Source organism: Kitasatospora sp. NPDC057518, assembly GCF_042802075.1.
Classification (GTDB): domain Bacteria; phylum Actinomycetota; class Actinomycetes; order Streptomycetales; family Streptomycetaceae; genus Kitasatospora.
Genome location: NZ_JBHVEU010000082.1, coordinates 1 through 24,544 on the forward strand (window position 1 = coordinate 1; position 24,544 = coordinate 24,544).

The following is a 24,544-nucleotide window of genomic DNA, read 5'->3' on the forward strand; positions in this document are numbered from 1 at the left end:
CACCGGTGGTGAACCGGGTGGGCGGCCGCCCGCGTACCTCCGTGCGGGAAATGGGGAATGCCCGGCCGGGTGCGTGACGGCGCACCCGGACGGGCACATTCGTGGGGTCCGGGGCCGGGGCCCTAGACCAGGCTGTCCCGCCAGGCCCGGTGGAGGGCGGCGAAACGGCCGGAGCCGTCGATCAGCTCCTGTGGGGAGCCATCCTCCACGATCCGGCCCTGGTCCATCACCAGGACACGGTCGGCGATCTCCACGGTGGAGAGCCGGTGGGCGATGATCACGGCCGTCCGTCCGGCCAGCACGGTGCGCATGGCCCGCTGCACGGCCTGCTCCCCGGGGACGTCCAGCGAGCTGGTCGCCTCGTCCAGGATCAGCACCGCCGGGTCGGCCAGCAGTGCCCGGGCGAAGGCCACCAGCTGGCGCTGGCCGGCCGAGATCCGGCCGCCGCGCTTGCGTACGTCGGTGTCGAAGCCGTCCGGCAGGGCGGCGATGAACTCGTACGCGCCGATGTCCCGGGCGGCCTGCTCGACCTCCTCCCGGGTGGCGCCGGGGCGGCCGACCGCGATGTTCTCGGCGACGGTGCCGGAGAACAGGAAGGACTCCTGGGTCACCATCACCACGCCGCGCCGCAGTTCGGGGGTGGCCAGGTCGCGCAGGTCCACGCCGTCCAGCCGGATCCGGCCGTCGGTCGGGTCGTAGAAGCGGGCCAGCAGCTTGGCGACCGTGGACTTGCCCGCGCCCGTCGCACCGACCACCGCGACCGTCTGCCCGGCCGGGATCAGCAGGTCGAAGGCCGGCAGCACCTCCTTGCCCGTCCGGTAGGCGAAGCGGGTGCCCTCGAAGGCGACCGCGCGGCCCTGGCCGGAGGCCTCCGGCAGCTCGGCGGGTTCGGCCGGCTCGGCGACGGTCGGCTCGTGGGCGAGCAGGCCGGCGATCTTCTCCAGGGCGGCGGCGGCCGACTGGTAGCTGTTCAGGAACATCGCCAGCTGGTCGACCGGGTCGAAGAGCCGGCGCAGGTAGAGCGCGAAGGCGGTGAGCACGCCCAGCTCCAGCGCGTCGTCGACGACCAGGTAGGCGCCGAGCAGCACCACGCCGGCGAACCACAGGTTGGCGGTGAGGCGGGAGAGGCCGACGTAGCGGGCGATCTCCAGCAGGCCGTCCGCGGTGGCGGTGGCGGACTGCCGGTTGACCACGGCGAAGGCGGCGTCGTTGGCCTTCTCCCGGCGGAAGGCCTGCACCGGGCGGATGCCGTTCATGGTCTCGGTGAAGCGGACGATCAGCGAGGCGGCCGAGGTGCGCGAGCGCCGGTAGACCCGGCGCGAGCGGCGGCGGAAGGAGTGGGCGATCAGGGCCAGCGGCAGGAAGGACGCCAGCGAGACCAGGCCGAGCCGCCAGTCCAGCAGCACCAGCAGCACCGAGATGTAGCAGACCGACAGCAGGACCGTCAGCAGCTCCTGGAGGCCCTCGGAGAGCAGCTCGCGCAGCGCGTCGATGTCGCTGGTGGCGCGGGAGATGATCCGGCCCGAGGTGTAGCGCTCGTGGAAGTCCAGGCTGAGCCGCTGGGCGTGCCGGAAGATCCGGCCGCGCAGCTCCAGCACGATGTCCTGGTTGACCCGGGCGCTGATCTTGATGAAGACCCACTGCAGCACCGGGCTGAGCAGCGCGCAGAACAGGTAGGCCGCGACCACGGCGACCAGCGGGCCGGAGTCGTGCTCGCGCAGCGCCGGGATGCCGCGGTCCATCGCCACCGCGACCAGCAGCGGGCCGGACTGGAGCGCGGCCTGCTGGACCAGGATCACCACCATCGCGACGGTGATCCGGGCCCGGTGGGTGCGCAGCAGCGAGCGCAGCAGCGCCCGGGGCGCGCCGGGTGGGACGGGGATGTCCTCCTCGTCGGCCGGCGGCGGGGGCAGCTCCTCCTCGGCCGGCGCGACGGGTTCGGCCCGTACGGGTTCGGCGGTGGTGGTCATGCGCGCGCTCCTTCCGGTGCGAGGGGGCCGTCGGGTATCAGGGCGGCCTCGCCCGACATCAGTTCCCGGTAGTGCGCGCAGTCGCGCAGCAGTTCCTGGTGGGTGCCGACGGCCGTGATCCGGCCGTCCGCCAGCACCGCGACCCGGTCGGCGAGCAGCACGGTGCTGGGGCGGTGGGCGACCACCAGGGCGGTGGTGGTGCCGAGGACCTCGCGCAGGGCCCGCTCGACGAGGGCCTCGGTGTGCACGTCCAGGGCGGAGAGCGGGTCGTCCAGGACCAGGAAGGCCGGGTCGCCGACCACCGCGCGGGCCAGCGCGAGGCGCTGGCGCTGGCCGCCGGACAGGCTCAGGCCCTGCTCGCCGACCTCGGTGTCCGGGCCGTTCGGGAGCTTCTCGACGAAGCCGGCCTGGGCGGTGTCGAGGGCGGTGCGCAGCTGTTCCTCGCCGGCGCCCGGGGCGCCCATCAGGACGTTCTCCCGGACGGTGGCGGAGAACAGGGTGGGCTCCTCGAAGGCGACCGAGACGAGTTCGCGCAGTCGCGGCCGGGGCAGTTCGCGGATGTCCCGGCCGTCCAGCGTGATGGTGCCGGCGGTGGCCTCGTACAGCCGGGGGAGCAGGGCGGTGAGGGTGGTCTTGCCGCTGCCGGTGGCGCCGACCAGGGCCATCGTCTCGCCGCTGCGGATGTGCAGGTCGACGCCGGCCAGCAGGTCGGGGCTGCCGTCGGGGGCGTCGGGGTAGCGGAAGCGGACGCCGGTGAACCGGATGCCGTCCGGGGCGGTGGGCGCCGCGGCGGTGCCCGGGGCGGGGGCGTCCGCCTCGGGGGTGTCCGGTTCGTCCAGCACCTCGAAGAAGCGGTCGGTGGCGGTGGCGGCCTCGTTGGCGTAGGCGAGCAGCCAGCCGAGCGACTCGACCGGCCAGCGCAGCGCGAGCGCGGTGGAGAGGAAGGCGACCAGGGTGCCGGCGCTCAGGTCGTCGTGGGCCACCAGGTAGGCGCCGACGGCGAGGGCGCCGGCGAGCGCGATCTCCGGCAGGCCGACGATGACGGCCCAGAGGTTGGCGAGCAGGTGCGCCTTGCGCAGTTCGGTGCGGCGCAGCTCCTGGGCCTGGGCGCGGAAGCGCTCGGTCATCGACCGGTGCCGGCCGAAGGCCTTGAGGATGCGGATGCCGAGGACGGACTCCTCGACCAGGGTGGCGATGTCCCCGTTCTGGTCCTGGGCGAGCCGGGCGGCGCCGGAGAAGCCGGACTCGAACCGCCGGGTGAGCACGAACAGCGGGACGACGGGCACCAGGGCGATCAGCGCGAGCCGCCAGTCCTGGGTGAACATCACCACGGTGCCGGCCAGGAACATCACCGAGTTGACGATCAGGAAGACCAGCGGGAAGGCCAGGAACAGCCGCATGGTGTACATGTCGGCGGTGGCCCGGGAGAGCAGCTGGCCGGAGCCCCAGCGGTCGTGGAAGGAGACCGGCAGCCGCTGGAGCTTGGCGAAGAGGTCCCCGCGCATCGCCGTCTCCAGCCCGGCCAGCGGGCGGGCCAGCACCACCCGGCGGGTGTAGAACAGCGCGGACTCGATCGTGCCGAGGACCAGCAGCAGGCCGACCAGCGGCCAGAGGCCGGCCAGGTCGTGCTCGGCGAGCGGGCCGTCCACGATCAGGCCGAGGACCACCGGGACGGCGAGGGTGCTGAGCATGCCGAGGGTGGCGGCCGTCACCGAGACGGCCAGCCGGCCGCGGACGGCGCGCGCGTACGGCCACAGGCGCAGCAGGGAGCGGACCGTGGAGTGCCGCGGCCCGGGCCCGGCGGGGCCGGTTCCGTCGCTCTGGGGGCTTCCCGGGGTCGGGTTCTCGGGGTCTTGTCTGTTCTCGGCCATCGCGGTGAGGGTAGGCAGACGGGCCGTCATTTCTCATCCGGTTTTTCGCCCCTGTCGGTGGCGCCCGGCGAGAACCGGCCACTCGGACGGGCGGTGCGGGCGCGAACTAGGGGGCGCGCGCCGCCATTCGTGCAGGTAGGAGTGCGCCGTGCGCCTCTTGCGGGCGCCTGCCGATGAGCCGATGACACGTCCTGTACGGATGTCCAGTGGTGCGTGAGTGACAGGAGTGCACAGATGACGGTCGAAACCGAGCCCACCCCCGGCCCCGGCTCGGCAATCGTGCAGGTACGGGCCCAGCTCAGCCTCAGCACGACCGCGGCGAGGAACCTGGCGACGACGACCAAGTCGAAGCCGCAGATGCAGGAGATCACCTCCCGCTGGCTGCTGAAGATGCTGCCGTGGGTGCAGGTCAGCGCGGGGACCTACCGGGTCAACCGGCGGCTGAGCTACGCGCCCGGGCGCGGCCGGGTGAGCTTCGCCAAGACCGGTGCCGCGGTGACGGTGATCGCCCCCTCGCTGGCGGAGGTCCCGGCGCTGCGCGGCTTCGAGGACGAGGAGGTGCTGGCCGAGCTGGCCCGCCGGTTCGTGCAGCGGGACTTCGCGCAGGGCGAGGTGCTGGTGCAGGAGGGGGCGCCGATCGAGGAGGTGTTCCTGATCGCGCACGGCAAGGTGGACCGGATCGGCACCGGCAAGTACGGCGAGGTGACGGTGCTCGGCACGCTCGCCGACGGCGACCACGTCGGCGACGAGGCGATCACCGAGGGCGGCGGCAGCTGGCCGTACACCGTGAAGGCGAGCACCTCCGGGGTCGCGATGGCACTGTCCTGGCCGGTGCTCCAGGAGCTGATCGGCCGTTCCGAGTCGCTGCGCGAGCAGCTGCTGGGCTTCGCCGCGGACGCGGCGCAGGCGCAGAACGAGCACGGCGAGGCGGAGATCGACCTCGCGGCCGGCCGGCAGGGCGAGTACGAGCTGCCCGGCGCCTTCGTGGACTACGAGCTGAGGCCGCGCGAGTACGAGCTGAGCGTCGCGCAGACCGTGCTCAAGGTGCACAGCCGGGTCGCTGACCTCTACAACCAGCCGATGAACCAGACCGAGGAGCAGCTGCGGCTGACCATCGAGGCCCTGCGGGAGCGGCAGGAGCACGAGATCATCAACAACCCGGAGTTCGGCCTGCTCGGCAACACCGACTTCGACCAGCGGATCCAGACCCGCGCCGGGGCGCCCACCCCGGACGACCTGGACGAGCTGCTGAGCATGCGCCGCGACACCGACTACCTGTTCGCCCACCCGCGCGCGATCGCGGCCTTCGAGCGGGAGTGCAACCGGGTCGGCGTCTACCCGTCCACCGTCGACGTCCTCGGCAAGCAGCGGCCGACCTGGCGCGGGGTGCCGATCTTCCCGTGCAACAAGATCCCGGTGTCCGACCAGCAGACCAGCGCGTTCATCGCGATGCGCGTCGGCGAGGACAACCAGGGCGTGGTCGGCCTGACCCAGATCGGCATCCCGGACGAGGTGGAGCCGGGCCTGAACGTCCGCTTCATGGGCATCGACGAGAAGGCGATCGCCTCCTACCTGGTGAGCACCTACTACTCGGCGGCGGTGCTGGTGCCGGACGCGATCGGCGTGCTGGAGAACGTCGAGCTCGGGCACGCCGGGAGCTGAGCCCCGGCTACGTGGCGGGGGCGGGCGCGCGCAGCAGCCGCAGCGAGCGCCCGCCCAGTACGACGGTGCCGGCCGGGGCCGGTTCGTCGGGGTGTGCGGCGGCGGTGTCGACCAGGGGCTCCCAGCCGGGGGCCGGCGCCGCCGCGGGCAGGGTGAACACCACCGGTTCGTGGCCCGCGTTGAGCAGCAGCAGGAAGCCGTCGTCACTGATCGGCCGTCCGGCCTCGTCCCGTTCGGGCAGCGCGGAGCCGGAGAGCAGCATGCCGAGGCAGGCGGTCGGCGCGAACCAGTCGGCCTCGGTCATCTCCGTGCCGCGCGGGGTGAACCAGGTGAGGTCGGGCCGGCCGCCGGGGGTGGTGGCCCGGCCGGAGAAGAACGCCCGCCGGTGCAGCACCGGGTGGTCCCGGCGCAGCCGGACCAGCCGGGCGGTGAGCGCGCACAGCTCCTGCCAGCCGGGCTGTTCCAGCAGCGACCAGTCCAGCCAGCCGACCTCGTTGTCCTGGCAGTAGGCGTTGTTGTTGCCGCCCTGGGTGCGGCCCAGTTCGTCCCCGGCGGTGAGCATCGGGACGCCGGCGGAGAGCAGCAGGGTGGCCGTCAGGTTGCGGAGTTGGCGCAGGCGCAGCCGGTTGACCTGCTCGTCGGTGGTCTCGCCCTCGGCGCCGTGGTTCCAGGAGCGGTTGTCGTCGGTGCCGTCCCGGTTGTCCTCGCCGTTGGCCTCGTTGTGCTTGCGGTCGTAGGAGACCAGGTCGCGCAGGGTGAAACCGTCGTGCGCCGTCACGTAGTTGACCGAGGCGTACGGGCGGCGGCCGGCCCGCTGGTAGAGGTCGGAGGAGCCGGAGAGGCGGTAGCCGAGTTCGCGGACGTCCGGGCGGGCGCCGCGCCAGAAGTCCCGGACGGTGTCGCGGTACTTGTCGTTCCACTCGGCCCACAGCGGGGGGAAGCCGCCGACCTGGTAGCCGCCGGGGCCGACGTCCCAGGGTTCGGCGATCAGCTTCACCCGGTTCAGCACCGGGTCCTGGGCGACGGCGGCGAGGAAGGGGTGGTCGGTGTCGACGGCGTCGCCGCCGTTCGTGCCGCCGCGGGCCAGGGCGGCGGCCAGGTCGAAGCGGAAGCCGTCCACGCCCATCTCGGTGACCCAGTACCGCAGCGAGTCGGTGACCAGCCGGATCACCTGGGGGCGGCGGGTGTCCAGGGTGTTGCCGCAGCCGGTGTAGTCGGCGTAGCCGCGCGGGCGGTTCGGCGGGAGGCGGTAGTAGGCGGCGTTGTCGATGCCGCGGAGGCTGAGCGAGGGGCCGAGTTCGGCGCCCTCGGCGGTGTGGTTGAACACCACGTCCAGGATCACCTCGATCCCGGCGGCGTGCAGGGCGCGGACCATCCGCTTGAACTCGCCGACCTGGCCGCCGCGGGAGCCGGAGGCGGAGTAGCCGGCGTGCGGGGCGAAGTAGCCGATCGTGTTGTAGCCCCAGTAGTTGACCAGGCCGCGGGCCTGGAGGTGGTCCTCGCTGGCGTACTGGTGCACCGGCAGCAGCTCGACGGCGGTCACCCCGAGGCGGGTGAGGTGGGCGAGGGCGGCGGGGTGGGCGAGGCCGGCGTAGGTGCCGCGCAGCGGCGGGGGGACGTCGGGGTGGCGCATGGTGAAGCCGCGCACGTGCAGCTCGTAGAGGACGGTCTCGGCCCACGGGGTCTTCGGGCGGCGGTCGTCGGACCAGTCGTCCTCGTCGTGGACGACCACGGACCTGGGCACGTACGGCGCGGAGTCGCGGTTGTCCCGGACGGTGTCGGCGACGTCCGCCTCGGGCCAGTTGCGGACGGCCGCGCAGGCGGCGTCGTGGGAGGTGTAACAGCCGTCGACGGCGCGGGCGTACGGGTCGAGCAGCAGCTTGGCGGGGTTCCAGCGGGCGCCGGTCCACGGGTCCCAGCGGCCGTGCACGCGGTAGCCGTAGCGGGTGCCGGGGCGCACGCCGGGGAGGAAGCCGTGCCAGACCTGGACGTCCTGCTCGGTGAGGTGGTGGCGGGTCTCCTGGCCGTCCTCGTCGAACAGGCACAGTTCGACGGCTTCGGCGGCGGGGGCCCAGAGGGCGAAGTTGGTGCCTCGCCGGCCCGTGCGGTCCAGGTGGTGGCGGGCGCCGAGGGGTTGGCAGCTGCCGGGGTTCAGCTGCTGTTCTGACGCCATGGCGGGGGCCTCCCTGGGCGGGGTGTTCTGGGTCCATTCACCTTCTCTTTCCCGGAATGTGTTGGCCGGAAGCGGTCCGGGGTTTCGGGAGCGGGGGTTTCGGGGGCGGCGTGTCTTCGTTGGGAGGGTTCTCGTTGTTCCGGGCATCGGACTTGAACAGTGGGAGGGCCCCGGGATGCGGCGCCGTGGACGGGTGTGGGCGCGGGGCGTGGCGGCGGTGGCCTGCTGCGTGGCGGTCCTGGCGGGGTGCGGCGGGCCTCCGGTCGTGCCGGACGGGGACGCGGTGGGGCCGGGTGGGCGTACGGCCCCGGCGGCGCCCTCGCGGGCGGTGCTCTCGGTGCAGCCGGTGGACGGGGCGCAGGACGTGCGGCCCGAGGGGGCCGTCCGGGTGACGGTGGCGCAGGGGCGGCTGGTCTCGGTGCGGCTGGCGGACGGGAAGGGCACGGAGGTGCCGGGCACGATCGCGGCCGACGGCGGCGAGTGGGCGCCGGACGGGCCGCTGCCGCTCGGGACGGCCTTCACCGTGGACTCCGTGGCAGAGGACGACCAGGGGCAGCGGGCGGCCCAGCACTCGGCGTTCACGACCGTCACCCCGACGCACACCTTCGTGGCGTTCTTCACCCCGGAGGACGGTTCCACGGTGGGGGTCGGGATGCCGGTCTCGCTGCGGTTCAGCCGTCCGATCACCGACCGGGCGGCGGTGGAGAAGGCGGTGCAGGTCACCGCCGATCCGCCGGTGCCGGTGGCCGCGCACTGGTTCGACGGGCAGCGGCTGGACTTCCGCCCGCAGGCGTACTGGGCGGCCGGGACGAGGGTCACGGTGGCGCTGCGGCTGAAGGACGTGCAGGGCGCGCCGGGGGAGTACGGCACCCAGAGCCGGGAGCTGCACTTCACCGTCGGGCGGGCGCAGGTCTCCACCGTCGACCTGGACGCCCACACCCTGACCGTCCGGGCGGGGCAGGGCGGCAAGGTGGTCCGGGTGCTCAAGGTCTCCGGCGGCAGCCGGGACCACTCCACCTACCGGGGGGTGATGGTGGTGTCGGAGAAGTACAAGGTGACCAGGATGAACTCGCAGACCGTCGGCATGGGCGACGAGTACGACATCAAGGACGTGCCGCACGCGATGCGGCTGACCGCCTCCGGCACCTTCGTGCACGGCAACTACTGGGCGGACCCGGGGGTGTTCGGCGCCGCCAACACCAGTCACGGCTGCATCGGGCTGTCCGACGCCAAGGGCGGGGCGAGCAAGGACTCCCCGGCGGGCTGGCTGTTCGAGCACACCCTGGAGGGGGACGTGCTGGAGGTGAAGGCCTCGTCCGGGGACTTCGTGCCGCCGCAGAACGGGCTGAACGGCTGGAACGTGCCGTGGGAGCAGTGGGTGGCGGGGAGCGCGCTGGGGCGGGGGGCGGCCGCTTCGTCCGCCGCTCCGACAGCCACTTCGTCCGCTTCGGCGCTGCCGTAAGTCCCGTTCGCCCGTTACGTCCTGTCTTCACCACGGTTTCACGCCCGCGTCAACCGACTCCTCTCAGGATTCACTCGGACGGCTTAGCTATCCTGCTCCGGCGCGCCCGCAGCCCGGCCCGGAAAGATCCACGTCCGGTGCAACTCACGGGGGCACTCAACGCGTCAAGAGAGTGAATACCGGGAGGGGAGAAACCGTGAAGACGGGGAAGACGGCCGGCACCGCGATACGCACCACCAACCGCTACGGGCGGAAGAGTGCGATGGCGCTGGTCATGGGCGGGGTACTGCTGCTCACCGCGGCCTGTGGCGACGACAAGGGCGGTGGTTCGGGCGGTACGGGGGGTTCGGGTGGCGGCAGCGCGGCCTCGGCCGCGGCGGACGGGGGCGGGTCGGCCACGCCGAAGCCCTCGGCCGCGGTGCTGGCCGTGGAGCCGAAGGACGGTGCCCTGGACGTCCCGCCGAACGGGCTGCAGGTGTCCGTCTCGAACGGCAAGCTGACGACGGTCGAGGTGACCGACAAGGACGGCAAGCCGGTCGAGGGCGCGATCACCCCGGACGGCTCCGGCTGGAAGCCCGCGGGCGCGCTCGCGGTCGGCATGGCGTACAAGGTGAACGCCCAGGCGAAGGACGGCGAGGGCCTGGTGGCCGCGTCCACCACCTCGTTCACCACGCTGACGCCGGAGAAGAAGATCTCCACCAACGACAACATCAGCGACGGCGCCACCTACGGCGTCGGCATGATCGTCTCGGTGAACTTCAACAAGGACGTCAAGAACAAGGACGCCGTCGTCAAGGGCATCTCCATCGAGAGCAGCAACGGCACCGTGGTGAAGGGCCACTGGTTCGGCGACCGCCGGGTGGACTTCCGTCCGGAGGCGTACTGGGCGCCGGGCACCAAGGTGACCGTCAAGTACCGGCTGAAGAACGTCGAGGTCGCCCCCGGCATCTACGGCGACGTGGACAAGGACGAGCCGTTCACCATCGGCCGGTCGATGGTCTCGACCGCGGACGCCAAGGCGCACCAGATGACCGTCGAGCGGGACGGCAAGAGCACCACCCTGCCGGTCACCCTCGGCGCGGACGCCACGCCGTCCTGGGGCGGGACGATGGTGGTCATGTCCAAGGAGAAGGTCACCCGGATGAACTCGCAGACCGTCGGTCTCGGCGGCGAGTACGACATCCAGGACGTGCCGCACGCGATGCGGCTGACCACCTCCGGCACCTTCGTGCACGGCAACTACTGGGCCAGCCCGTTCGGCAAGACGAACGCCAGCCACGGCTGCGTGTCGATGCAGGACGTGAAGGGCGGCAGCGACTCCTCCGTCGCCGGCAAGTTCTTCAACGACTCGATGATCGGTGACCCGATCAAGGTCGTGAACACCAAGGAGAAGACCGTCGCGCCCTCCAACGGGCTCGGCGGCTGGAACGTCGACTGGGCCGCCTGGTAGGCCCCTTCGGCGTCTGTCGTCCGTCGTGCGGCCCGGTCCTCACTCGTTGGGGTCGGGCCGCCGCGGTTTCCGGGGCGAGCAGCCCCGCGCATGGCGCAACCTTTCCGGTGGCCGGTTGCGTATACCGGTCGGGTCCGTCGGGTCCACGGGGAGTTTCTCGGATCTTCTGAGGGAGGGAATCGACGATGAGGTCGATACGCAGAGTGGTGGCCGTCGGTCTGGTCGGCGGGGCGATGGCGCTGACGGCCGCCTGTGGTGGGGGCAGCGGGGCAAACGGGGGGAACGGGGGCGGGGGGAGCGCGGCCAAGGCCGATCTGGCGGCCGGCGCGGCGAGCGCCAAGCCCACGGAGGCGGCGCCCAGCAGCAAGGCGCCGAAGGTCTCCACGGCCGCGGTGAGCATCGAGCCCAAGGCCGGCTCGGTGGACGTGGCGCCGAACGCGCTCAAGGTCGGCGCGACCGGGGGCAAGCTGACCACCGTCAAGGTGAGCGACAAGAGCGGCAAGGAGGTCCCCGGGACGATCTCCGCCGACGGCGCCTCCTGGACGCCCGCGGCGGGCCTGGAGGTGGGCACCGCCTACCGGGTCAGCGCGATGGCCGCGGACGCCGACGGCGCGGTCGCCACGGCGGACAGCGACTTCACCACGCTGACCCCGACGGCGCTCGCCAAGGCCTCGGACAACGTGGACGACAACGCCACGTACGGCGTCGGCATGATCGTCTCGGTGAACTTCAGCAAGGACGTGAAGAACCGGGACGAGGTCGCCCGCGGCATCAGCTTCGAGACCAGCAACGGCACCGTGGTCAAGGGCCACTGGTTCGGCGACCGCCGGCTGGACTTCCGCCCCGAGCAGTACTGGGCGCCGGACACCAAGGTGACCGTCAAGTACCGGCTGAAGAGCGTCGAGATCGCCCCCGGGGTGTACGGCGCGGACCGGGACGAGCCCTTCACGATCGGGCGGTCCCAGATTTCGACGGTTGACGCCGCTGCGCACAAGATGACGGTCGTACAGGGTGGTCAGTCGAGCGAGATCGACATCAGCGCCGGCGCGCCCGAACACCCCACCTGGAACGGCACGATGGTGGTCATGTCCAAGGAGGGCGTGGTGCGGATGCAGTCCAGCAGCATGCCCGGCATGACCGGCGCGCCGTACGACCTCCAGGTCCCGCACTCGATGCGGCTCACCGACTCCGGCACGTACGTGCACGGCAACTACTGGAGCAGCAGCAGGACCTTCGGCGAGGACAACGTCAGCCACGGCTGCGTGGGCCTCAAGGACGTCGAGGGCGGCGGCTCGGGCACGTCGGCGGGCAAGTTCTACGACGGCTCGCTGATCGGTGACGTGATGATCGTGAAGAACTCGATCAGGAAGGAGACGCTCGACCCGTCGAACGGGCTGAGCGGCTGGAACGTCCCGTGGAGTGCCTGGTAAACCGCCGCTGAGGTGGGGGAGGGGTCAACCCGGGATTGACGGAAGTCGGCCCGGGGGGACCCCTTCTTGCATCCGGCATATGCCGACGCGGAGAGATCGTTTGCTCATTGTCCGTACGCGGCTGCTTGCGTTCCGCAATGATGGTCCGCATGGCGGGTTGGGGCGAAGCAGATCAGTCATTGGTTTCCGGGGCCGGCGTGGTCGCCGAAGTGTCCTGGATCGACGTGCAGGGCGGCGGGCTCTCGGCGTTGGAGCGGCTCACCTCCGCGGAGCTGGAGGAGATGTACTCCAGCAGACTGTGCGACCAGTCCGCGCCCAACGAGGTACGGCTGCCCTCCCGGCCGGAGTCGGGCCCGGTGGCCCGTCGGCTGGTGCTCTCGGTCCTGGAGTCCTGGGAGCTCCACCAGCACCTGGAGGCCGGGGAACTGCTCACCAGTGAGCTGGTGTCCAACGCGGTGCGGCACGCGGCCGGCCGCACCATCGGACTGCACGTCAGCCGCAAGCCCGGCTGGCTCCGGATCGAGGTCCGGGACTCCTCCCGGGCGCTGCCCTGCATGATCCTCGCCGAGGCCAAGCCGGTGAACGAGCGCGGGCGGGGGCTGAGGGTCGTCGACGACCTCGCCGACCGCTGGGGCGCGGACCTGCTGCCGCGGGGCAAGGGCGTCTGGTTCGAGCTGAAGGTGCGCGAGCGGGGCTGAGGCGTCCGGCCGGTCGGCGCTTTTTTTGTGGGGAAACGCGCAGGGCCCCCGGATTCGCCGTGGTCCGGCGGGCGGGGGCCCTTGCAAGTCATCGCGCCGGCCAAGGGGGTGCGTGCCGCGCGATGGGCGTCGGCAGTGCCAGGTCGGGCCCGCCGAAGTCATCAACCCAGGGCGGCGTGCGGTGTCGCCCGCCGTTGGGCTGCTTCGACTATCGCATGGATCTCAGCATGCGGGCAAACCAGATGACTTCGAATGCAAGGCATGTTACGTAGTTCACCTTTGGATTTTGCATAGGTTAACGCTGCCGCCTGTGAATATTCATGATCACGGGCCTGCTTGCCTGTGACGGCGAGGTCTGCCGGGGGCTCGGTATCAAGGGGCTCGCAGGGGCAGGGGCGGGGCGCTGTCCCGCCGGAGCGCGCCCCTGGCGCGGGCGGCGTGGCGGTGGACGGCGGCCGGGGAGAGGGCGCCCGGGCGGGGTGGTGCGGCCGGTGGGGCGCCGGGGGTGCTGCGGCAGGCGCGGCAGAGGCCGCCGAGGAGGGCGTGCGGGCGGCAGGGGGTGCGGCAGTCGGTGCACTCGGGGATGGGGACCGGCTGCGGGGGACGCGGGGCCTGCGGACGTTCGGGTGGCAGCTTGTCGATCAGGCGGCGCCGGGTGAAGCCCGCCGGGCTGTGGATGTCCGGCGGCAGGTTCGCGGTGAGCGCGGCGGTGAAGAGGGGGAGCGTGGTCCCCCGGTCCAGCCACTCGGCGGCCAGCGGTTCGAGCGCGGCGCAGTCGGTGGCGGAGAGGGCGAGGCGGGGGTCGACCAGGCCGAGGCCGGCGAGGGCGGCGTAGGCGGCCGAGGTGGGGGAGGTGCGGTTGAGCGTTCGCTCCCTGGGGGGATCGGGTGCGGCGGGCGTTGACGCCTCCCCGGTGGAGAGGAAGTGCGCCCACCAGCCGTCGGAGCGGGGCGTCCGGGAGAAGTAGGTGCGGAAGACCCAGCGGCACTGGCGGGAGTCGAGGCGCTCGCGGACGCGGCGCAGGTGACCTGCGGTGGAGAGCTTGGTGAGGGCCGAGCGGCAGGCCATCTGCCCGTAGTGGGGCTGGAGGACGGCGAGGGTCTTCGCGTCCATGGCGGCGCCGTCGGGGAGATGGTCGATGAGCGAGGCGAGGTAGGCCTCGCGGGCCGGGAGGTGGGCGAAGTCGCGCGCGGAGCGGGGGAGTTGCTCCGGGGCGGACTGCTTGCCGTACCCAGGGGTGGCCATGGCGGTATCGTCGTGGGTAGCCACAGGATCGAACTTCGCTTTCGATCGTGCCGGTCAGACCCCCGTTCGGTGTTGGTAGCACCGGCGGGGGTTGTTTCGTTGGTGCGCACGCTACACGGGGGAACCGGCTGTGGTGTAGTCGTGACGATAAGTCATATGTGCTGCGTGCGAGGGTGGTTGGGAGGTAGTTACCTCACCGTTCCATTAAGGGGTCACTCGGCTCGTGTCACTTGAGCTTCGGCGGCGAAGGTGACAAAGGCGGACCAGGCCTCGGGGGAGAAGGTGAGGGTCGGGCCGGCCTTGTCCTTGGAGTCGCGGACGTGGATGGCGGAGGGGGAGGTGGCGACCTCGACGCACTCGCCACCGTCGTGGTTGCTGTAGCTAGAGCGATACCACGGTTTGGTGGCGTTCATAGTTGCTCCACTGTCTTTCGGATGAGCTGTGCTGACTCCCGCGTGTTCAGGGCCTGCGCGCGGATCATCGCGTGGCGTCGGCTGAGCCTACCTACGAGTCGTGGTTCGGAGTGGAGCGCGTTCGTCTCGTGCGTCTCAACATACGCATACTGCTCGTTGTTGATCGTCTCCAAGATCGTGAGCGATCCCGAGAGTCCGGACGGGGTGATTCGCCCGGTAGGCACGATCTGGATCCGAATGTTGTGAGAGTCCTCGAACTCAAGCAGCCGGTGGAGCTGCTCCTTCATGACCTCCCTGCCGCCGATGGAAGTGTGGAGGGCTGCTTCGTAGATGGTGAAGCTGAACAGTACCTCGGGGTCCGTGAGCCTCTCTTGTCGCTTGAGACGGATCGCCAGGCGGTTCTCGGCGGTGGCGCTGTCCACGGGCGGAATGGGCAGGCTGAGAAGCGTCCGGGCATAGTTCTCGGTCTGCAACAAGCCCGGGATGTGGAGGGCTTCGAAGAAGTAGAGGGCAACTGCCTCCTTCTCGATATCAAAGAAGACATCGCTGCGTGCGGGCCGTGGCTCTGGCATCAGGTAAGGGTTGGCCGCTGTCAGCATCCCCTGCGCGTCGCACAGTTCATCCGCAGCCTGAAGAACCTTGAGCGTCGGCCGCCGCCTCCCCGCCTCCATCGACCGAATGCTCTCGATGTCGTAGCTGGCTGCCTGACTCAACTGCTCCCGCGTCACGCCCGACCGTTGGCGCCACCGCTTGAGCTGGTCGCCGCAGTACTTCCACGACATCGGGTTCTCCTTCGGCGCGCTCACGGCCGGTACCCCTCCCTGCCCTGGTCACAGGGCGGTCAAGCTGTCGTTGTACATGCGGTGTAACTGCTGAGGCTATGCCTGGATGCCGACGATCGAAGGGTGAAATGGCCGAACTCAGCTCTCCCGAGTGACGCCGTCCGTACACACCCAAGGACCCTGATGCTCACTCAGCCCGCCGATGTCGTCGAGTGGATGTTCCCCCGACTCCCCCGCAGCGCCGGCCGTGCCCGTATCCGGTTCATCCGGCAGGCCTTCGAGTGGGAGGTGCCCATCGACTCCGCCGAGACCGGGCTGATCCTCCTCAGCGAACTCGTCACCAACGCCTGCCGCCACGCCCGTTCCCCGCGTGACCGGATGATCGGTGTCCGGATCCTCCTCCCCACCGACTCCCTGCTCCGGATCGAGGTCTCGGACGCGAACTCCACCCTCCCGACCCCGTGCGAGGCCACCCCGGACGACGAGTCCGGCCGGGGCCTCGAACTCGTCGCCGCCCTGGCCACCTCGTGGGGCGCCCACCTGCGCGGTGACGGCTACATCGGCAAGACGGTCTGGTGCGAACTCGCCCTCCCCACCCCGGCCAACCCGCACGGCTGAGCCCGCGACCTGCGGAGACGCGCAACTGGCGCTCCGCCGGAGCGCGTCCTGATCTTCGACGGCGTCGGCAACCGGCGCCCGAGAGGATCAGGAGACCTGTATGCGCCCGCTGCCCTGGCCGCCCGCCCCGATCAGGACCGAGCGGCTCGTACTCCGCGAGCCCGAGGCCCGGGACCGTGCGGCGTTCGTCGAGCTGCTGGCCTCGGCGGAGGTGAACACCTACCTCGGTGGGCCCAAGCCGCGGGACGAGGTCGAGCGCGAGATGCCCGGGGCGCCCAGCCGGAGCCCCGGGGTCTTCGCCGTCGATCTCGACGGGGAGACGATCGGCCAGGTCCTGCTCCGCAAGGAGGCGGGGCGCCTCGGCCGGGTCGGTGAGCAGGCCGAACTCGGCTACCTGTTCCTGCCGCAGGCCTGGGGTCGCGGCTACGCCGCCGAGGCGTGCGCGGCGGTCCTCGACTGGTTCACCGGCGTGCTCCCCGGCGAGCCGGTGGTGCTCGCCACCCAGACCGCCAACCTCCCCTCGATGCGCCTCGCCGCGAAGCTGGGCTTCGCCGAGGTGGAGCGCTTCGAGGCCTTCGGCGCCGACCAGTGGCTCGGCCGGTGGTCCCCGGAGCCCCACCGGGACTGACCGGCCCCGCCGCCGGTCCTGTCACCGGCCGCGCGAGAAGTCGGGTGGGCCGACTTCTCGCGCTCAACCGCTTTGGTGGAGGTCAGTTCCACGGCTCCCGGTCCGGGTCCTCGCCCAGCACCTGGGCGGCGGCCGCACAGAGGTCCCGGCCGTACAGCTGGTTGCTGCCGTACCCGGAGCCCCACAGGTCGGTGGCGGCCCGGGCCACGGCGCGCCAACTGAACTCCTCGTCGACCCGCCAGGTGCGAACCTGCACGGCCATCTCCGTGGTGACCGTCGACGGGTCCACAAGGTTGGGTTTCATCTCAGCGGCTCCAGGTCGTGTCCGACGATTCCGGCCGGACCGTCGATCAGTCCTTCTCCTCGACCTCGACGGCCGCCCGGATGTCCAGCGTGCGCCGGGCCAGTTCCCCGGGCTTGCCGGCGCCCGTTTCGTCGACGACGATGCCGACGGTGTTGCCGTCCGCCCAGGCGCAGGTGGTCTGGGGCACGGCCGGGGATTCGATCACCGCGCAGTCCAGCGCGCCGCCGAGGGGGCCGGCCGGGTAGTCCTGGCGCCCGACCACCACCGGGTCGTCCGACGGGGCGCCCGCCGTCTGCGTCTCCGTGCCGAAGTACTTGTCCAGCTCCCGCCGGACGTCCGGGAAGCTGCCGGTCAGCCCGATCACGGTCAGCGTGGTTTCGGTCGACCCGGCGGCGCCGTAGCCGGCCACCGTCAGCTCCCGGTACGGCCGCAGGGCCGTCATCTGCCGCTCGTAGTCGGCGCGCAGGGTCAGGACGCTGTCGTCGTCCGGGAGCCGCACCTGGTCGCCGATCCGGTCCGCGAGCACGATCCGGTGCCGCGTCGGCGCGCCGAACCCGGTCACCGCCGCGACCGTCACCGCGGTGAACAGGACGACGACCACGGCCCCCGCGATCACGGCACTGCGGGGCACCCGCCGGTACCAGGGCAGCGGAGCCACCGGCTCCAGGGTGTTCGCCCAGATCGCCCGGAGGCCGCTGGGCTCCTCGGCTCCCTGGACACTCTCGGACCCGGTCGTATCGTCACTCTGCACGGGCCCGGATCCTACGGCAGCGCCCGCAAGCCCCGCCGGGGTTTTCGCGGGCGAGACGGCCACCGGACGGCGGCCTCGCCCGTCCCCGCGGACCCCGAACCGCGGAACACGCTGCCGTGTGGTCCGCCGGTCCCGCCGGTCGCGCGAGAAGTCGACCGGGCCGACTTCTCGCGCCAGCCGGGGTGGTCCTCGCACGGTCCGGCGGGACACACACGCGTACGCGCCCCTGGCAGCTCCCGCACGCCTCTACCGCCTGGTGCGGTGCCACGCCAGATTGGTCGCCGACCATTGCACCCGACCGAAGGGGAAACCGCGATGGGTGAGCACGAGAAGCAGCCGCCGGACCCCGGGCAGGGAACGCCGCCGCCGAACAACACCGACAGCAAGGTCGAGCTGCCGCCGCCGGGCAACGGGAAGCACAAGAAGTGACAGCGGGCGACGGCGGCGGCCTGGCCGGGCGCCGAACGCGCCTGGACGCGGAGATGCAGCAGGGCGGGGCGTGGCCGGCCGACTCGCCGTGGCTGCGCGAGGCCTTCGCCGCGCTGCCCCGTGACCGGTTCGCGCCGGACCGGCTGTGGCGGTGGGACGGCCGGGCCTACGCACCGCTCGACCGCGCGGTAGATCCGGGCGGCTGGGCGGACGAGCTGTACTCCGGGGTCCACTCGGCCGCCGTCACCCGGCTCACCGACGGCCTCCCGTCCTCCTCGCTGTCCGCGCCCTCCGCTGTCGCGGACATGCTGGACAGCCTCCGCCTGGAACCCGGGCACCGGGTGTGGGACCTCGGCACCGGCCAGGGCTGGACGGCGGCGCTGTCCGCCCGGCGGGCCGGGCCCGGCCTGGTGGTCGGCACCGAAGTCGACGAGCACCTGGCCGCGTTCGCCCGAGCCCGGCTCGCGGCCGCCGGACTCGACGCCGAGGTGACGGCAGGCGACGGCACCGCAGGCGGGGTGCCGGGCGGCGGCCGGGTCGACCGGCTGCACGCCACCTACGCCGTCGAGGCCGTCCCCTGGTCCTGGGTGGAAGCGGTGCGGCCCGGCGGACGGATCGTCTACCCCTGGGGCCGACTGGGATACGTCGCCCTCACCGTCGCCGACGACGGGGCCGCCGCACACGGCTGGGTCCACGGCCTGGCCCAGTTCATGGGCGACCGGACCGGTCCGGCCCAGCCGGGCACGGGGCCCGCCGCCTATGCGCAGGTGCGCGGCGGTGCCGAACCCGAGGCGCACGGGGCACTGGACCGTGACCCGGCCGGCCTGGAGGACTGGCACCTCCGGTTCGCGCTGCGCGTCGCCGTCCCGGACGCCGTGCTGTCCACGGTGCGGGGCAAGGACGGGCCCGCCACCCTGCTCCACGACGGGGACCGCTCGTGGGCCGAGATCCGCCCCCGATCGCTGCTCCTCCAAGGCGGGCCGCGCCGCCTCGGCGACGAGGTGCTGGCCGCCTGGACACAGTGGGACGCGCTGGGCCGCCCCGACCCGTACGACTACGGCATCACCGTCACCCCCGACACCCAGTGGGCCTGGCAGGGCGCCCCGGACACCGGCCCGAAATGGCCCATCGGCGGCCTGCACCCGGCCACGCGCTGACCACGAGCCCTGCCGAGCAGCCCCGGCACTCACGCCGCCCGGGGCGGCCGCCGCATCGGGCAATGGAGCCGCGCTGAACGACGTTCTCCGGCGATCCGGGCCGGACGAGGACTTCGCGGCGGATGTGGCGCCGGCTCGCGCCGAGTTCGCCGAGTCCGCCGTGTTCGCCGTGTTCGCCGACGAGGTGGCCATGGCCGCCATCAGCGCCGCTGAACCTCTCTCCACCTGAGGGGCCTGCGCGAGAAGTCGGACCGGCCGACTTCCTGCGCCGGATTCGGGAGCCTCGGCGTGGGAGGTCTGTGGCTCCCGGGATGGTCACTGGCGTGTGAGAGCCTGTCGACGCTTGCCCAAGGCCTGTTTGCGCGATTCACTTGCACAGAAAGGCCCCACAGCCCGCGAAGGGGGGATCACAGATGCTGTTGAACTTCAGGGTCGCGAACCACCGCTCGATCAGAGACGAGCAATCCCTACAGCTGAACCCGGTCTACGACGCGGACCGGCCGCCCGGGACGCACTGGGAAGCGGTCCCTGTGGTGGGCATCTTCGGGGCCAATGCCGCCGGCAAATCGAACGTCATCGATGCCCTGGCGTACATGACCAGGATGGTCGTCAGCTCGCATCGCGACGCGGAGCCGGACGGGGGCGTGGCCCGGCAACCCTTCCGGCTCGAAGAGGCGGCGCGCGGGGAACCGTCCTGGTACGTGGTGGACCTGCTGATCGACGGGATCCGCTACACCTACGGGTTCAGCGTGGACGACGACCGGGTGGTCGACGAATGGCTGCACAGCTTCCCCCACGGCAGGAAGCGCAAGATCTTCGAGCGTTCGGTCGACGGGCTGGAGATCGGTGACTCGCAGCACCGGCGAGAGCTGGAGCTGGTCGAGAACATCACCGAGCCCAACGTCCTCTTCATGTCCCTCGCGGCACGCTCCCGGCAGGACGACTTCCGCCCGGTGTACGACTGGTTCGCCCGAAGCCTCCAGTTCAGCCGGCGAATGCAGGGCCCTGGCCGCATCGGTACAGCGCGGATCCTCGAAAACCCGGACCAGCACCCTGAGTTCATCGCGCTCCTGCGTGCCGCAGACCTCGGGATCGCGGAATGCGGCACGGAGCGCGTGCTGCTCGACGAGGAAGAGCTGCGGAAGCGCTACGGTACGCGCATTCCGCCGTGGCGGCTGGAGGAACTCGAAGAGCACGGACCGCGTGAGGTCATGCGCCCCTGGATAGGCCATCGCGGGCGCGACGGGATCGTCAGGATGGACGTTTCCGAGGAATCCGAGGGCACCCAGGCCCTGCTGCGGCAGGCACCTCTCTTCATGGGGACGCTCCGTCGGGGTGGCACCTTCGTGGTGGACGAGATCGATTCGAGCCTCCACCCGATCCTGACAGCGCGCCTGATCGGGCTGTTCCAGGATTCCGCGACCAACCCGAACGGTGCTCAGCTGATCTTCACCTCGCACGATGCCAGCCTGCTCGGCCGAACCGACGGCGAGGACGTCCTGCGGCGGGACCAGGTCTGGTTCGTGGAGAAGAACGAGCACGGCGAGACGGAGCTGTTCGCCCTCGCCGACTTCAAGCCGCGCCAGGAGGAGAACCGCGAGCGGCGGTACCTCGGCGGGAGTTACGGCGGCGTGCCGTACATCGACGACGATTTTGCCAGCGCTGTGGCGGCGCGGGGGGACGATCATGGCAAGGGCGGCGAAGCCGAGCGGACGCAAGCGTCCCTGTTTTGACACGTCACTGACCAGGCGGGCGGGGCATCGGGAGTCGAAGCAGAGGCTTCTGGTGGTCTGCGGTGCGAAGGCGACCGAGAGTGACTACCTTCAGGGGCTGAAGTCGAGCGTCCGGAACCCGGCGGTCTCCCTGAGGATCGTCAAGCATCCGAGATCGCCGTCCCAGGTCGTTGATCACGCCGTGTTCCTGCGCGGTCAGGCTGAGGGTGAGTACGACGAAGTGTGGTGCGTCCTCGACGTCGACGATTTCCAGGACCTCGGGCAGGCGGTGGCCGAGGCTCGCCGGAAGAACATCGAGGTCGCGTTCTCCAATCCCTGCTTCGAGTTGTGGCTGCTGCTGCATTTCAGGGACTATCGCCGCCAGGTCCAGTCGTTCAGGGAACTCGTACCGGATCTTGACAGGGTATTGCCGGCCGGATACGAGAAGGCCGGCATGAAGTTCGACCACTACGAGCCGCACTGGCGGCTGGCTGTGAGCCGGGCGAAGCAACTGGCGGAACCCGGCAGCGAGCACGAGACCAATCCGTCCACCGGCATGTGGAAGCTCGCGCTCGCCATCGGGGGTGGCGAAGCCGGGTCGTAACGGCCCGGTAGCCGCAGGGGGCAGGTGCTGCTCCGCAACGAGACGGGACTGATGTGCGAGAAGTCGGACCGGCCGACTTCTCGCGCTTCGGGACACCTCGATGGCCTCCCGGGTCAGGAGATCGAGAAGCCCATCTGGTTGACCACCGGCGTCATCGGCACGTACAGCACCTGCGCGTAGCAGGTCGTCTGGTGCGCCGTCGATCCGGGCGGGCAGGCGACCTCCGACCTGGCGGCGACGATGACGCCGCGGGCCTCCATGTCGCCGTTCGGGCCGGACGGGTTCGCCAGTGCGGGGCCGCCGCTGTCGCCCTTCGCGGCGACCGCCCGCCGGTCGCCGCCCTTCGACTCCGCGATGTCCACCGGCTTGATCTTGGTGCCCTCGTCGTTCGTCGTCTCCACGTCGACCCGCTTGACCTGCACGTCGCACCTCCACCCCGACTGGGCGCCGCTCAGGCAGATCAGGTCCCCGACGTTGTTCCGCCCGGCGCCGTACGTGTGCCGGGACGAGCCGCCGTTGTCCGACCAGGAACCGTCGTAGAACCGGCCGCCGCCGTTCCCGTTGACCGCGATCATGCCGACATCCAGGCCGTTGCCGACCGCGGCCAGGTCGCCGATGTAGCTGCCGGTGCCGTTGTAGTACCGGCCGCCACCGCAGTGCGCGGCGGTCAGCACCACCTTCGTCCCGCCCTTCCAGCCGCTGAACGCCGTCGAGCAGAACGACGCCTTTCCGGTGTTCACCTCGGCGCCCGCGTAGTACGGCGCGCTGTCGGAGTGCCGGTTGCCGGACAGCGCCACCGGTGTCTCCTCGACGCCGGCCGTCACCGGCATCCCGGCGATCTCGGCGGCCCGCGAGGAGTACGCCTGCACGGTCGCGTCGCCGCCGGTCAGCTGCTTCGCCGGCGCCGGCGCGTACGTGATCGCGATGGCGGTGCCGTCCTCCTGCGGGCCGATCGACGTCCACGCGTCCCGCGCCACCGCGGCCGTGAACCGGTCGATCGCGGCGCGCATCTCCGCGCGGGAGTACGGGCTCGGATGGACGTCGACGGTGTAGCCGGGGCCGACGTCCGCGGCGTTCGCGTCGAGCAGGGAACGGACCTGGGCCGGGGTCTCGCCCTTCCAGTAGATGTCGGCGTGCTGGTTCGCCGCGTCGATCACCGTCCCGGCGTAGCCGGCCGCCGCCGGATCCCGGGACTCCACCCACTCCTGCACCGGGTCCGTCATGTGGTGGAGCAACTGCTGCGCCTTCGGATCGCGGAGCACCGGCAGGGTCACGGACAGGTAGGGCTCGTCCTTCACGACGTCGGCGGCCATCAGGGCGGAGGCGACCACGGTGGTCAGGGCCAGGGACAGCACGAGGCTGGAGCGGCGCACGAGCGGGTCCTTCCGGTGGGCCGATGGGGTCGACACTCAGCGTAGGGAGGAATGAACGGTCCGCTACGGTCCGGAAGTCGAGGGCGGGCCGCCGGTGGTTGCACGGCCGAGGAGACGCGCCCCCGGGAGGGGCGTGACGGCCTCCCGGGGGCGCGTGGGGCGGGCGGCCACCATCGCCCCGGACCCCGCGACTGCCGCGAGGAGACCGTTCCTGCGGGGTGAGGACGCGACAACGGCCCTCGCCGCATGAGAAGTCGGACCGGCCGACTTCTCACGCCCGCCGGTCGGTACCATCGACGCGTGAACCTGTACTGGCACGTCGTGCTGCCACCGCTCAGCGCCTGATCGGGCGCGCGCTTCGGTGGCTTGACCCCCCACGACCCCGGCTCGGCCCGACAGCGGCCGCCGTGGGCCGGCGGCGTGCGCCCGTTCTCGGAAACCCGTTCCCCTGACGGTCTTCGACGACGGAAGTTCACGACTGTGCCGAATCGTTTGCCCTCACCTGCCCGCACCCTCCCCACGGCCCCCCGCCGCGCCCGCCGCACCCGCCCGCGCGGCGGCGTGGCGCCGATCCTGACCGCCGCCGTGCTCTGGGGCACCACCGGGACGGCCAGTTCGCTGGCACCCGCAGGCGCCCCGGCCGCGGGAATCGGAGCCGCCGGGCTGGTCCTCGGCGGGCTGCTCCTCTTCCTCACCGACCGCACCGCCCGCGTACTGCCCCGGAAGTGCGGGCCGCACGAGCGGTGGCTGCTCGCGGCCGGCGCCATCGCGGTCGCCGGATACCCGGTGACCTTCTACCCGGCGGTGAGCCGTACCGGCGTGGCCGTCGCCACCGTGATCGCGCTCGGCAGCGCGCCGGTGTTCACCGGACTGCTCGGCTGGCTCACCCGACAGGGACGGCCCGGCGGACGCTGGGCCGGGGCCACCGCACTGGCCGTACTCGGCTGCGCCCTCCTGGTGCTCGGCCCCGAACTCGCGGGCGGCAGCGCGACGGTGGACCTGCCGGGCGTGCTCCTGGCCGCGCTCTCGGGACTCTCGTACGCCGTCTACTCGCTGATCGGCGGGCGGCTGATCACCGGCGGACACCCCTCCGGCGGGGTGATGGGCGCGATGTTCGGCGGCGGAGCGCTGATCGTCCTCCCGGTGCTGCTGTGCGGCCCCACGGGCTGGCTGCTCACGCCGCGCGGGGCGGGCGTGGTGCTGCACCTCGCGGTGATCACCACCTTCCTCGCCTACTGGCTCTTCGGCCACGGCCTACGCCACACCACCGCCCAGACCGCCACCACCCTGACCCTCGCCGAACCCGCCGTCGCCGCAGTACTCGGCGTAGCCGCCCTCGACGAACACCTGCCCACCGCCTCCTGGTACGGCCTCGCCATCCTCGCCGGAGGCCTGGCCTTCCTGGCCCTCCCAGCCCGCCGGTAGCGGCCCCGGGGGTGCTCGCACTGCAGGAACGCTGCCGAGGGGACAACCGCGCGATGTGGCCGGGCACTTTCCCCGGCTGCTGTCCCGGATCGCCTGTGGGGGCGCAGGTCTGTCGGTGAACTGACCGATGCCGTCCGCCCGCTGAGGTTCGTCGTCCGTGCCGTTCCTACTCGACCTGCCCGGGGCGCCACACACGGTCCGCAAGGCCGAGTCGCCGTCGCGGGCTCGCCGTCGTGGCCGGAGGGCTAGCCTTCCTGGCGCTCCCGGCTCGGCGGTAGGGGCCTCGGCCCGGGGGGGGCCAGCGTCCCGGCCGCCGGCGCGGACACGGCGGCCGGGGGCGGGGGGGATAAAAAAAAAAAAACCCCCCGCAAGATGCAAAAGACGAAA

General features: G+C 71.7%; 20 protein-coding genes. 11 read left to right on the forward strand and 9 right to left on the reverse strand.

Translation table 11 applies throughout. From position 1 onward, the window contains the following. Positions 1–122: 122 nt before the first annotated feature. Both ACFU7Z_RS11455 and ACFU7Z_RS11460 read right to left on the reverse strand, forming a co-directional pair. On the reverse strand, positions 123–1,970 hold the full coding sequence (locus ACFU7Z_RS11455) for an ABC transporter ATP-binding protein (protein ID WP_380777379.1): 1,848 nt from the start codon (positions 1,968–1,970) through the stop codon (positions 123–125). Next, positions 1,967–3,841, reverse strand: a complete 1,875-nt coding sequence (locus tag ACFU7Z_RS11460; RefSeq protein ID WP_380777380.1) for an ABC transporter ATP-binding protein — start codon at positions 3,839–3,841, stop codon at positions 1,967–1,969. The genes ACFU7Z_RS11455 and ACFU7Z_RS11460 overlap by 4 nt, the downstream gene beginning before the upstream one ends. 234 nt (positions 3,842–4,075) lie before the next feature. Between ACFU7Z_RS11460 and ACFU7Z_RS11465 the strand changes: the two genes are divergently transcribed. After that, the gene (locus tag ACFU7Z_RS11465) at positions 4,076–5,503 is read left to right on the forward strand and encodes a family 2B encapsulin nanocompartment shell protein (protein WP_375876971.1); all 1,428 of its coding nucleotides are present in this window, start codon (positions 4,076–4,078) and stop codon (positions 5,501–5,503) included. Between the two features lie 7 nt (positions 5,504–5,510). On the opposite strand, the gene glgX is transcribed toward ACFU7Z_RS11465, so the two are convergent. Beyond that, positions 5,511–7,676 carry a glycogen debranching protein GlgX gene (gene glgX, locus ACFU7Z_RS11470; protein WP_380777381.1) on the reverse strand — a complete coding sequence of 722 codons (2,166 nt, stop codon included), beginning with the start codon at positions 7,674–7,676 and terminating at the stop codon, positions 5,511–5,513. Between the two features lie 175 nt (positions 7,677–7,851). Here glgX and ACFU7Z_RS11475 point away from each other — a divergent pair, with 175 nt between their 5' ends. The 4 genes from ACFU7Z_RS11475 (at position 7,852) to ACFU7Z_RS11490 (ending at position 12,716) form a co-directional block, all read left to right on the forward strand. Next, complete coding sequence (locus ACFU7Z_RS11475; RefSeq protein WP_380777382.1) at positions 7,852–9,138, forward strand: Ig-like domain-containing protein; 1,287 nt, start codon at positions 7,852–7,854, stop codon at positions 9,136–9,138. A gap of 196 nt (positions 9,139–9,334) precedes the next feature. Beyond that, the gene (locus tag ACFU7Z_RS11480) at positions 9,335–10,588 is read left to right on the forward strand and encodes an Ig-like domain-containing protein (RefSeq protein WP_380777383.1); all 1,254 of its coding nucleotides are present in this window, start codon (positions 9,335–9,337) and stop codon (positions 10,586–10,588) included. Between the two features lie 185 nt (positions 10,589–10,773). Next, positions 10,774–12,018 (forward strand): Ig-like domain-containing protein, encoded by a 1,245-nt coding sequence (locus ACFU7Z_RS11485; RefSeq protein WP_380777384.1) that lies wholly within the window; start codon positions 10,774–10,776, stop codon positions 12,016–12,018. A 197-nt stretch (positions 12,019–12,215) separates the two neighbouring features. Further along, the gene (locus ACFU7Z_RS11490; RefSeq protein WP_380777385.1) at positions 12,216–12,716 is read left to right on the forward strand and encodes an ATP-binding protein; all 501 of its coding nucleotides are present in this window, start codon (positions 12,216–12,218) and stop codon (positions 12,714–12,716) included. A 372-nt stretch (positions 12,717–13,088) separates the two neighbouring features. Here the strand turns inward: ACFU7Z_RS11490 and ACFU7Z_RS11495 are convergent, their stop codons facing one another. The 3 genes from ACFU7Z_RS11495 to ACFU7Z_RS11505 form a co-directional block, all read right to left on the reverse strand. Continuing rightward, positions 13,089–13,961 carry a hypothetical protein gene (locus ACFU7Z_RS11495; RefSeq protein ID WP_380777386.1) on the reverse strand — a complete coding sequence of 291 codons (873 nt, stop codon included), beginning with the start codon at positions 13,959–13,961 and terminating at the stop codon, positions 13,089–13,091. A 212-nt stretch (positions 13,962–14,173) separates the two neighbouring features. Further along, complete coding sequence (locus tag ACFU7Z_RS11500) at positions 14,174–14,374, reverse strand: DUF397 domain-containing protein (RefSeq protein WP_380777387.1); 201 nt, start codon at positions 14,372–14,374, stop codon at positions 14,174–14,176. Then, the gene (locus ACFU7Z_RS11505; RefSeq protein WP_380777388.1) at positions 14,371–15,180 is read right to left on the reverse strand and encodes a helix-turn-helix domain-containing protein; all 810 of its coding nucleotides are present in this window, start codon (positions 15,178–15,180) and stop codon (positions 14,371–14,373) included. The genes ACFU7Z_RS11500 and ACFU7Z_RS11505 overlap by 4 nt, the downstream gene beginning before the upstream one ends. A gap of 159 nt (positions 15,181–15,339) precedes the next feature. On the opposite strand from ACFU7Z_RS11505, the gene ACFU7Z_RS11510 reads away from it, so the two are divergent. Together ACFU7Z_RS11510 and ACFU7Z_RS11515 are read left to right on the forward strand one after the other, a co-directional pair. Then, positions 15,340–15,774 (forward strand): ATP-binding protein, encoded by a 435-nt coding sequence (locus ACFU7Z_RS11510; RefSeq protein WP_375876965.1) that lies wholly within the window; start codon positions 15,340–15,342, stop codon positions 15,772–15,774. A 100-nt stretch (positions 15,775–15,874) separates the two neighbouring features. Further along, positions 15,875–16,402 carry a GNAT family N-acetyltransferase gene (locus tag ACFU7Z_RS11515; RefSeq protein ID WP_380777389.1) on the forward strand — a complete coding sequence of 176 codons (528 nt, stop codon included), beginning with the start codon at positions 15,875–15,877 and terminating at the stop codon, positions 16,400–16,402. A gap of 82 nt (positions 16,403–16,484) precedes the next feature. Here the strand turns inward: ACFU7Z_RS11515 and ACFU7Z_RS11520 are convergent, their stop codons facing one another. Together ACFU7Z_RS11520 and ACFU7Z_RS11525 are read right to left on the reverse strand one after the other, a co-directional pair. Beyond that, positions 16,485–16,706: a hypothetical protein gene (locus ACFU7Z_RS11520; protein ID WP_049649072.1), complete on the reverse strand. Its 222-nt coding sequence runs from the start codon at positions 16,704–16,706 to the stop codon at positions 16,485–16,487. 46 nt (positions 16,707–16,752) lie between these two features. Next, entirely contained in the window at positions 16,753–17,457 is a 705-nt protein-coding gene (locus tag ACFU7Z_RS11525) for a hypothetical protein (protein WP_380777390.1), read from the reverse strand. 425 nt (positions 17,458–17,882) lie between these two features. Between ACFU7Z_RS11525 and ACFU7Z_RS11530 the strand changes: the two genes are divergently transcribed. The 3 genes from ACFU7Z_RS11530 to ACFU7Z_RS11540 all read left to right on the forward strand — a co-directional run bounded on the left by ACFU7Z_RS11530 (position 17,883) and on the right by ACFU7Z_RS11540 (position 21,359). After that, a complete protein-coding gene (locus tag ACFU7Z_RS11530; RefSeq protein WP_380777391.1) occupies positions 17,883–19,043 on the forward strand; it encodes a methyltransferase domain-containing protein in 1,161 nt (386 codons plus the stop codon). 413 nt (positions 19,044–19,456) lie between these two features. Continuing rightward, positions 19,457–20,776 (forward strand): ATP/GTP-binding protein, encoded by a 1,320-nt coding sequence (locus ACFU7Z_RS11535; RefSeq protein ID WP_380777392.1) that lies wholly within the window; start codon positions 19,457–19,459, stop codon positions 20,774–20,776. Between the two features lie 52 nt (positions 20,777–20,828). Then, on the forward strand, positions 20,829–21,359 hold the full coding sequence (locus tag ACFU7Z_RS11540; protein WP_380777393.1) for an RloB family protein: 531 nt from the start codon (positions 20,829–20,831) through the stop codon (positions 21,357–21,359). A gap of 113 nt (positions 21,360–21,472) precedes the next feature. On the opposite strand, the gene ACFU7Z_RS11545 is transcribed toward ACFU7Z_RS11540, so the two are convergent. Next, entirely contained in the window at positions 21,473–22,732 is a 1,260-nt protein-coding gene (locus ACFU7Z_RS11545) for a hypothetical protein (RefSeq protein ID WP_375876958.1), read from the reverse strand. A gap of 480 nt (positions 22,733–23,212) precedes the next feature. Between ACFU7Z_RS11545 and ACFU7Z_RS11550 the strand changes: the two genes are divergently transcribed. After that, on the forward strand, positions 23,213–24,157 hold the full coding sequence (locus tag ACFU7Z_RS11550; protein WP_380777394.1) for a DMT family transporter: 945 nt from the start codon (positions 23,213–23,215) through the stop codon (positions 24,155–24,157). Positions 24,158–24,544 lie beyond the last annotated feature (387 nt).

What these genes read in the sequence shown, in the direction of transcription:
- ACFU7Z_RS11455 (WP_380777379.1), bottom strand. Translation starts at nt 1,970, where the DNA reads ATGACCACCACCGCCGAACCCGTACGGGCCGAACCCGTCGCGCCGGCC.
- ACFU7Z_RS11460 (WP_380777380.1), bottom strand. Translation starts at nt 3,841, where the DNA reads ATGGCCGAGAACAGACAAGACCCCGAGAACCCGACCCCGGGAAGCCCC.
- ACFU7Z_RS11465 (WP_375876971.1), top strand. Translation starts at nt 4,076, where the DNA reads ATGACGGTCGAAACCGAGCCCACCCCCGGCCCCGGCTCGGCAATCGTG.
- glgX (WP_380777381.1), bottom strand. Translation starts at nt 7,676, where the DNA reads ATGGCGTCAGAACAGCAGCTGAACCCCGGCAGCTGCCAACCCCTCGGC.
- ACFU7Z_RS11475 (WP_380777382.1), top strand. Translation starts at nt 7,852, where the DNA reads ATGCGGCGCCGTGGACGGGTGTGGGCGCGGGGCGTGGCGGCGGTGGCC.
- ACFU7Z_RS11485 (WP_380777384.1), top strand. Translation starts at nt 10,774, where the DNA reads ATGAGGTCGATACGCAGAGTGGTGGCCGTCGGTCTGGTCGGCGGGGCG.
- ACFU7Z_RS11495 (WP_380777386.1), bottom strand. Translation starts at nt 13,961, where the DNA reads ATGGCCACCCCTGGGTACGGCAAGCAGTCCGCCCCGGAGCAACTCCCC.
- ACFU7Z_RS11500 (WP_380777387.1), bottom strand. Translation starts at nt 14,374, where the DNA reads ATGAACGCCACCAAACCGTGGTATCGCTCTAGCTACAGCAACCACGAC.
- ACFU7Z_RS11510 (WP_375876965.1), top strand. Translation starts at nt 15,340, where the DNA reads ATGCTCACTCAGCCCGCCGATGTCGTCGAGTGGATGTTCCCCCGACTC.
- ACFU7Z_RS11515 (WP_380777389.1), top strand. Translation starts at nt 15,875, where the DNA reads ATGCGCCCGCTGCCCTGGCCGCCCGCCCCGATCAGGACCGAGCGGCTC.
- ACFU7Z_RS11520 (WP_049649072.1), bottom strand. Translation starts at nt 16,706, where the DNA reads ATGAAACCCAACCTTGTGGACCCGTCGACGGTCACCACGGAGATGGCC.
- ACFU7Z_RS11535 (WP_380777392.1), top strand. Translation starts at nt 19,457, where the DNA reads ATGCTGTTGAACTTCAGGGTCGCGAACCACCGCTCGATCAGAGACGAG.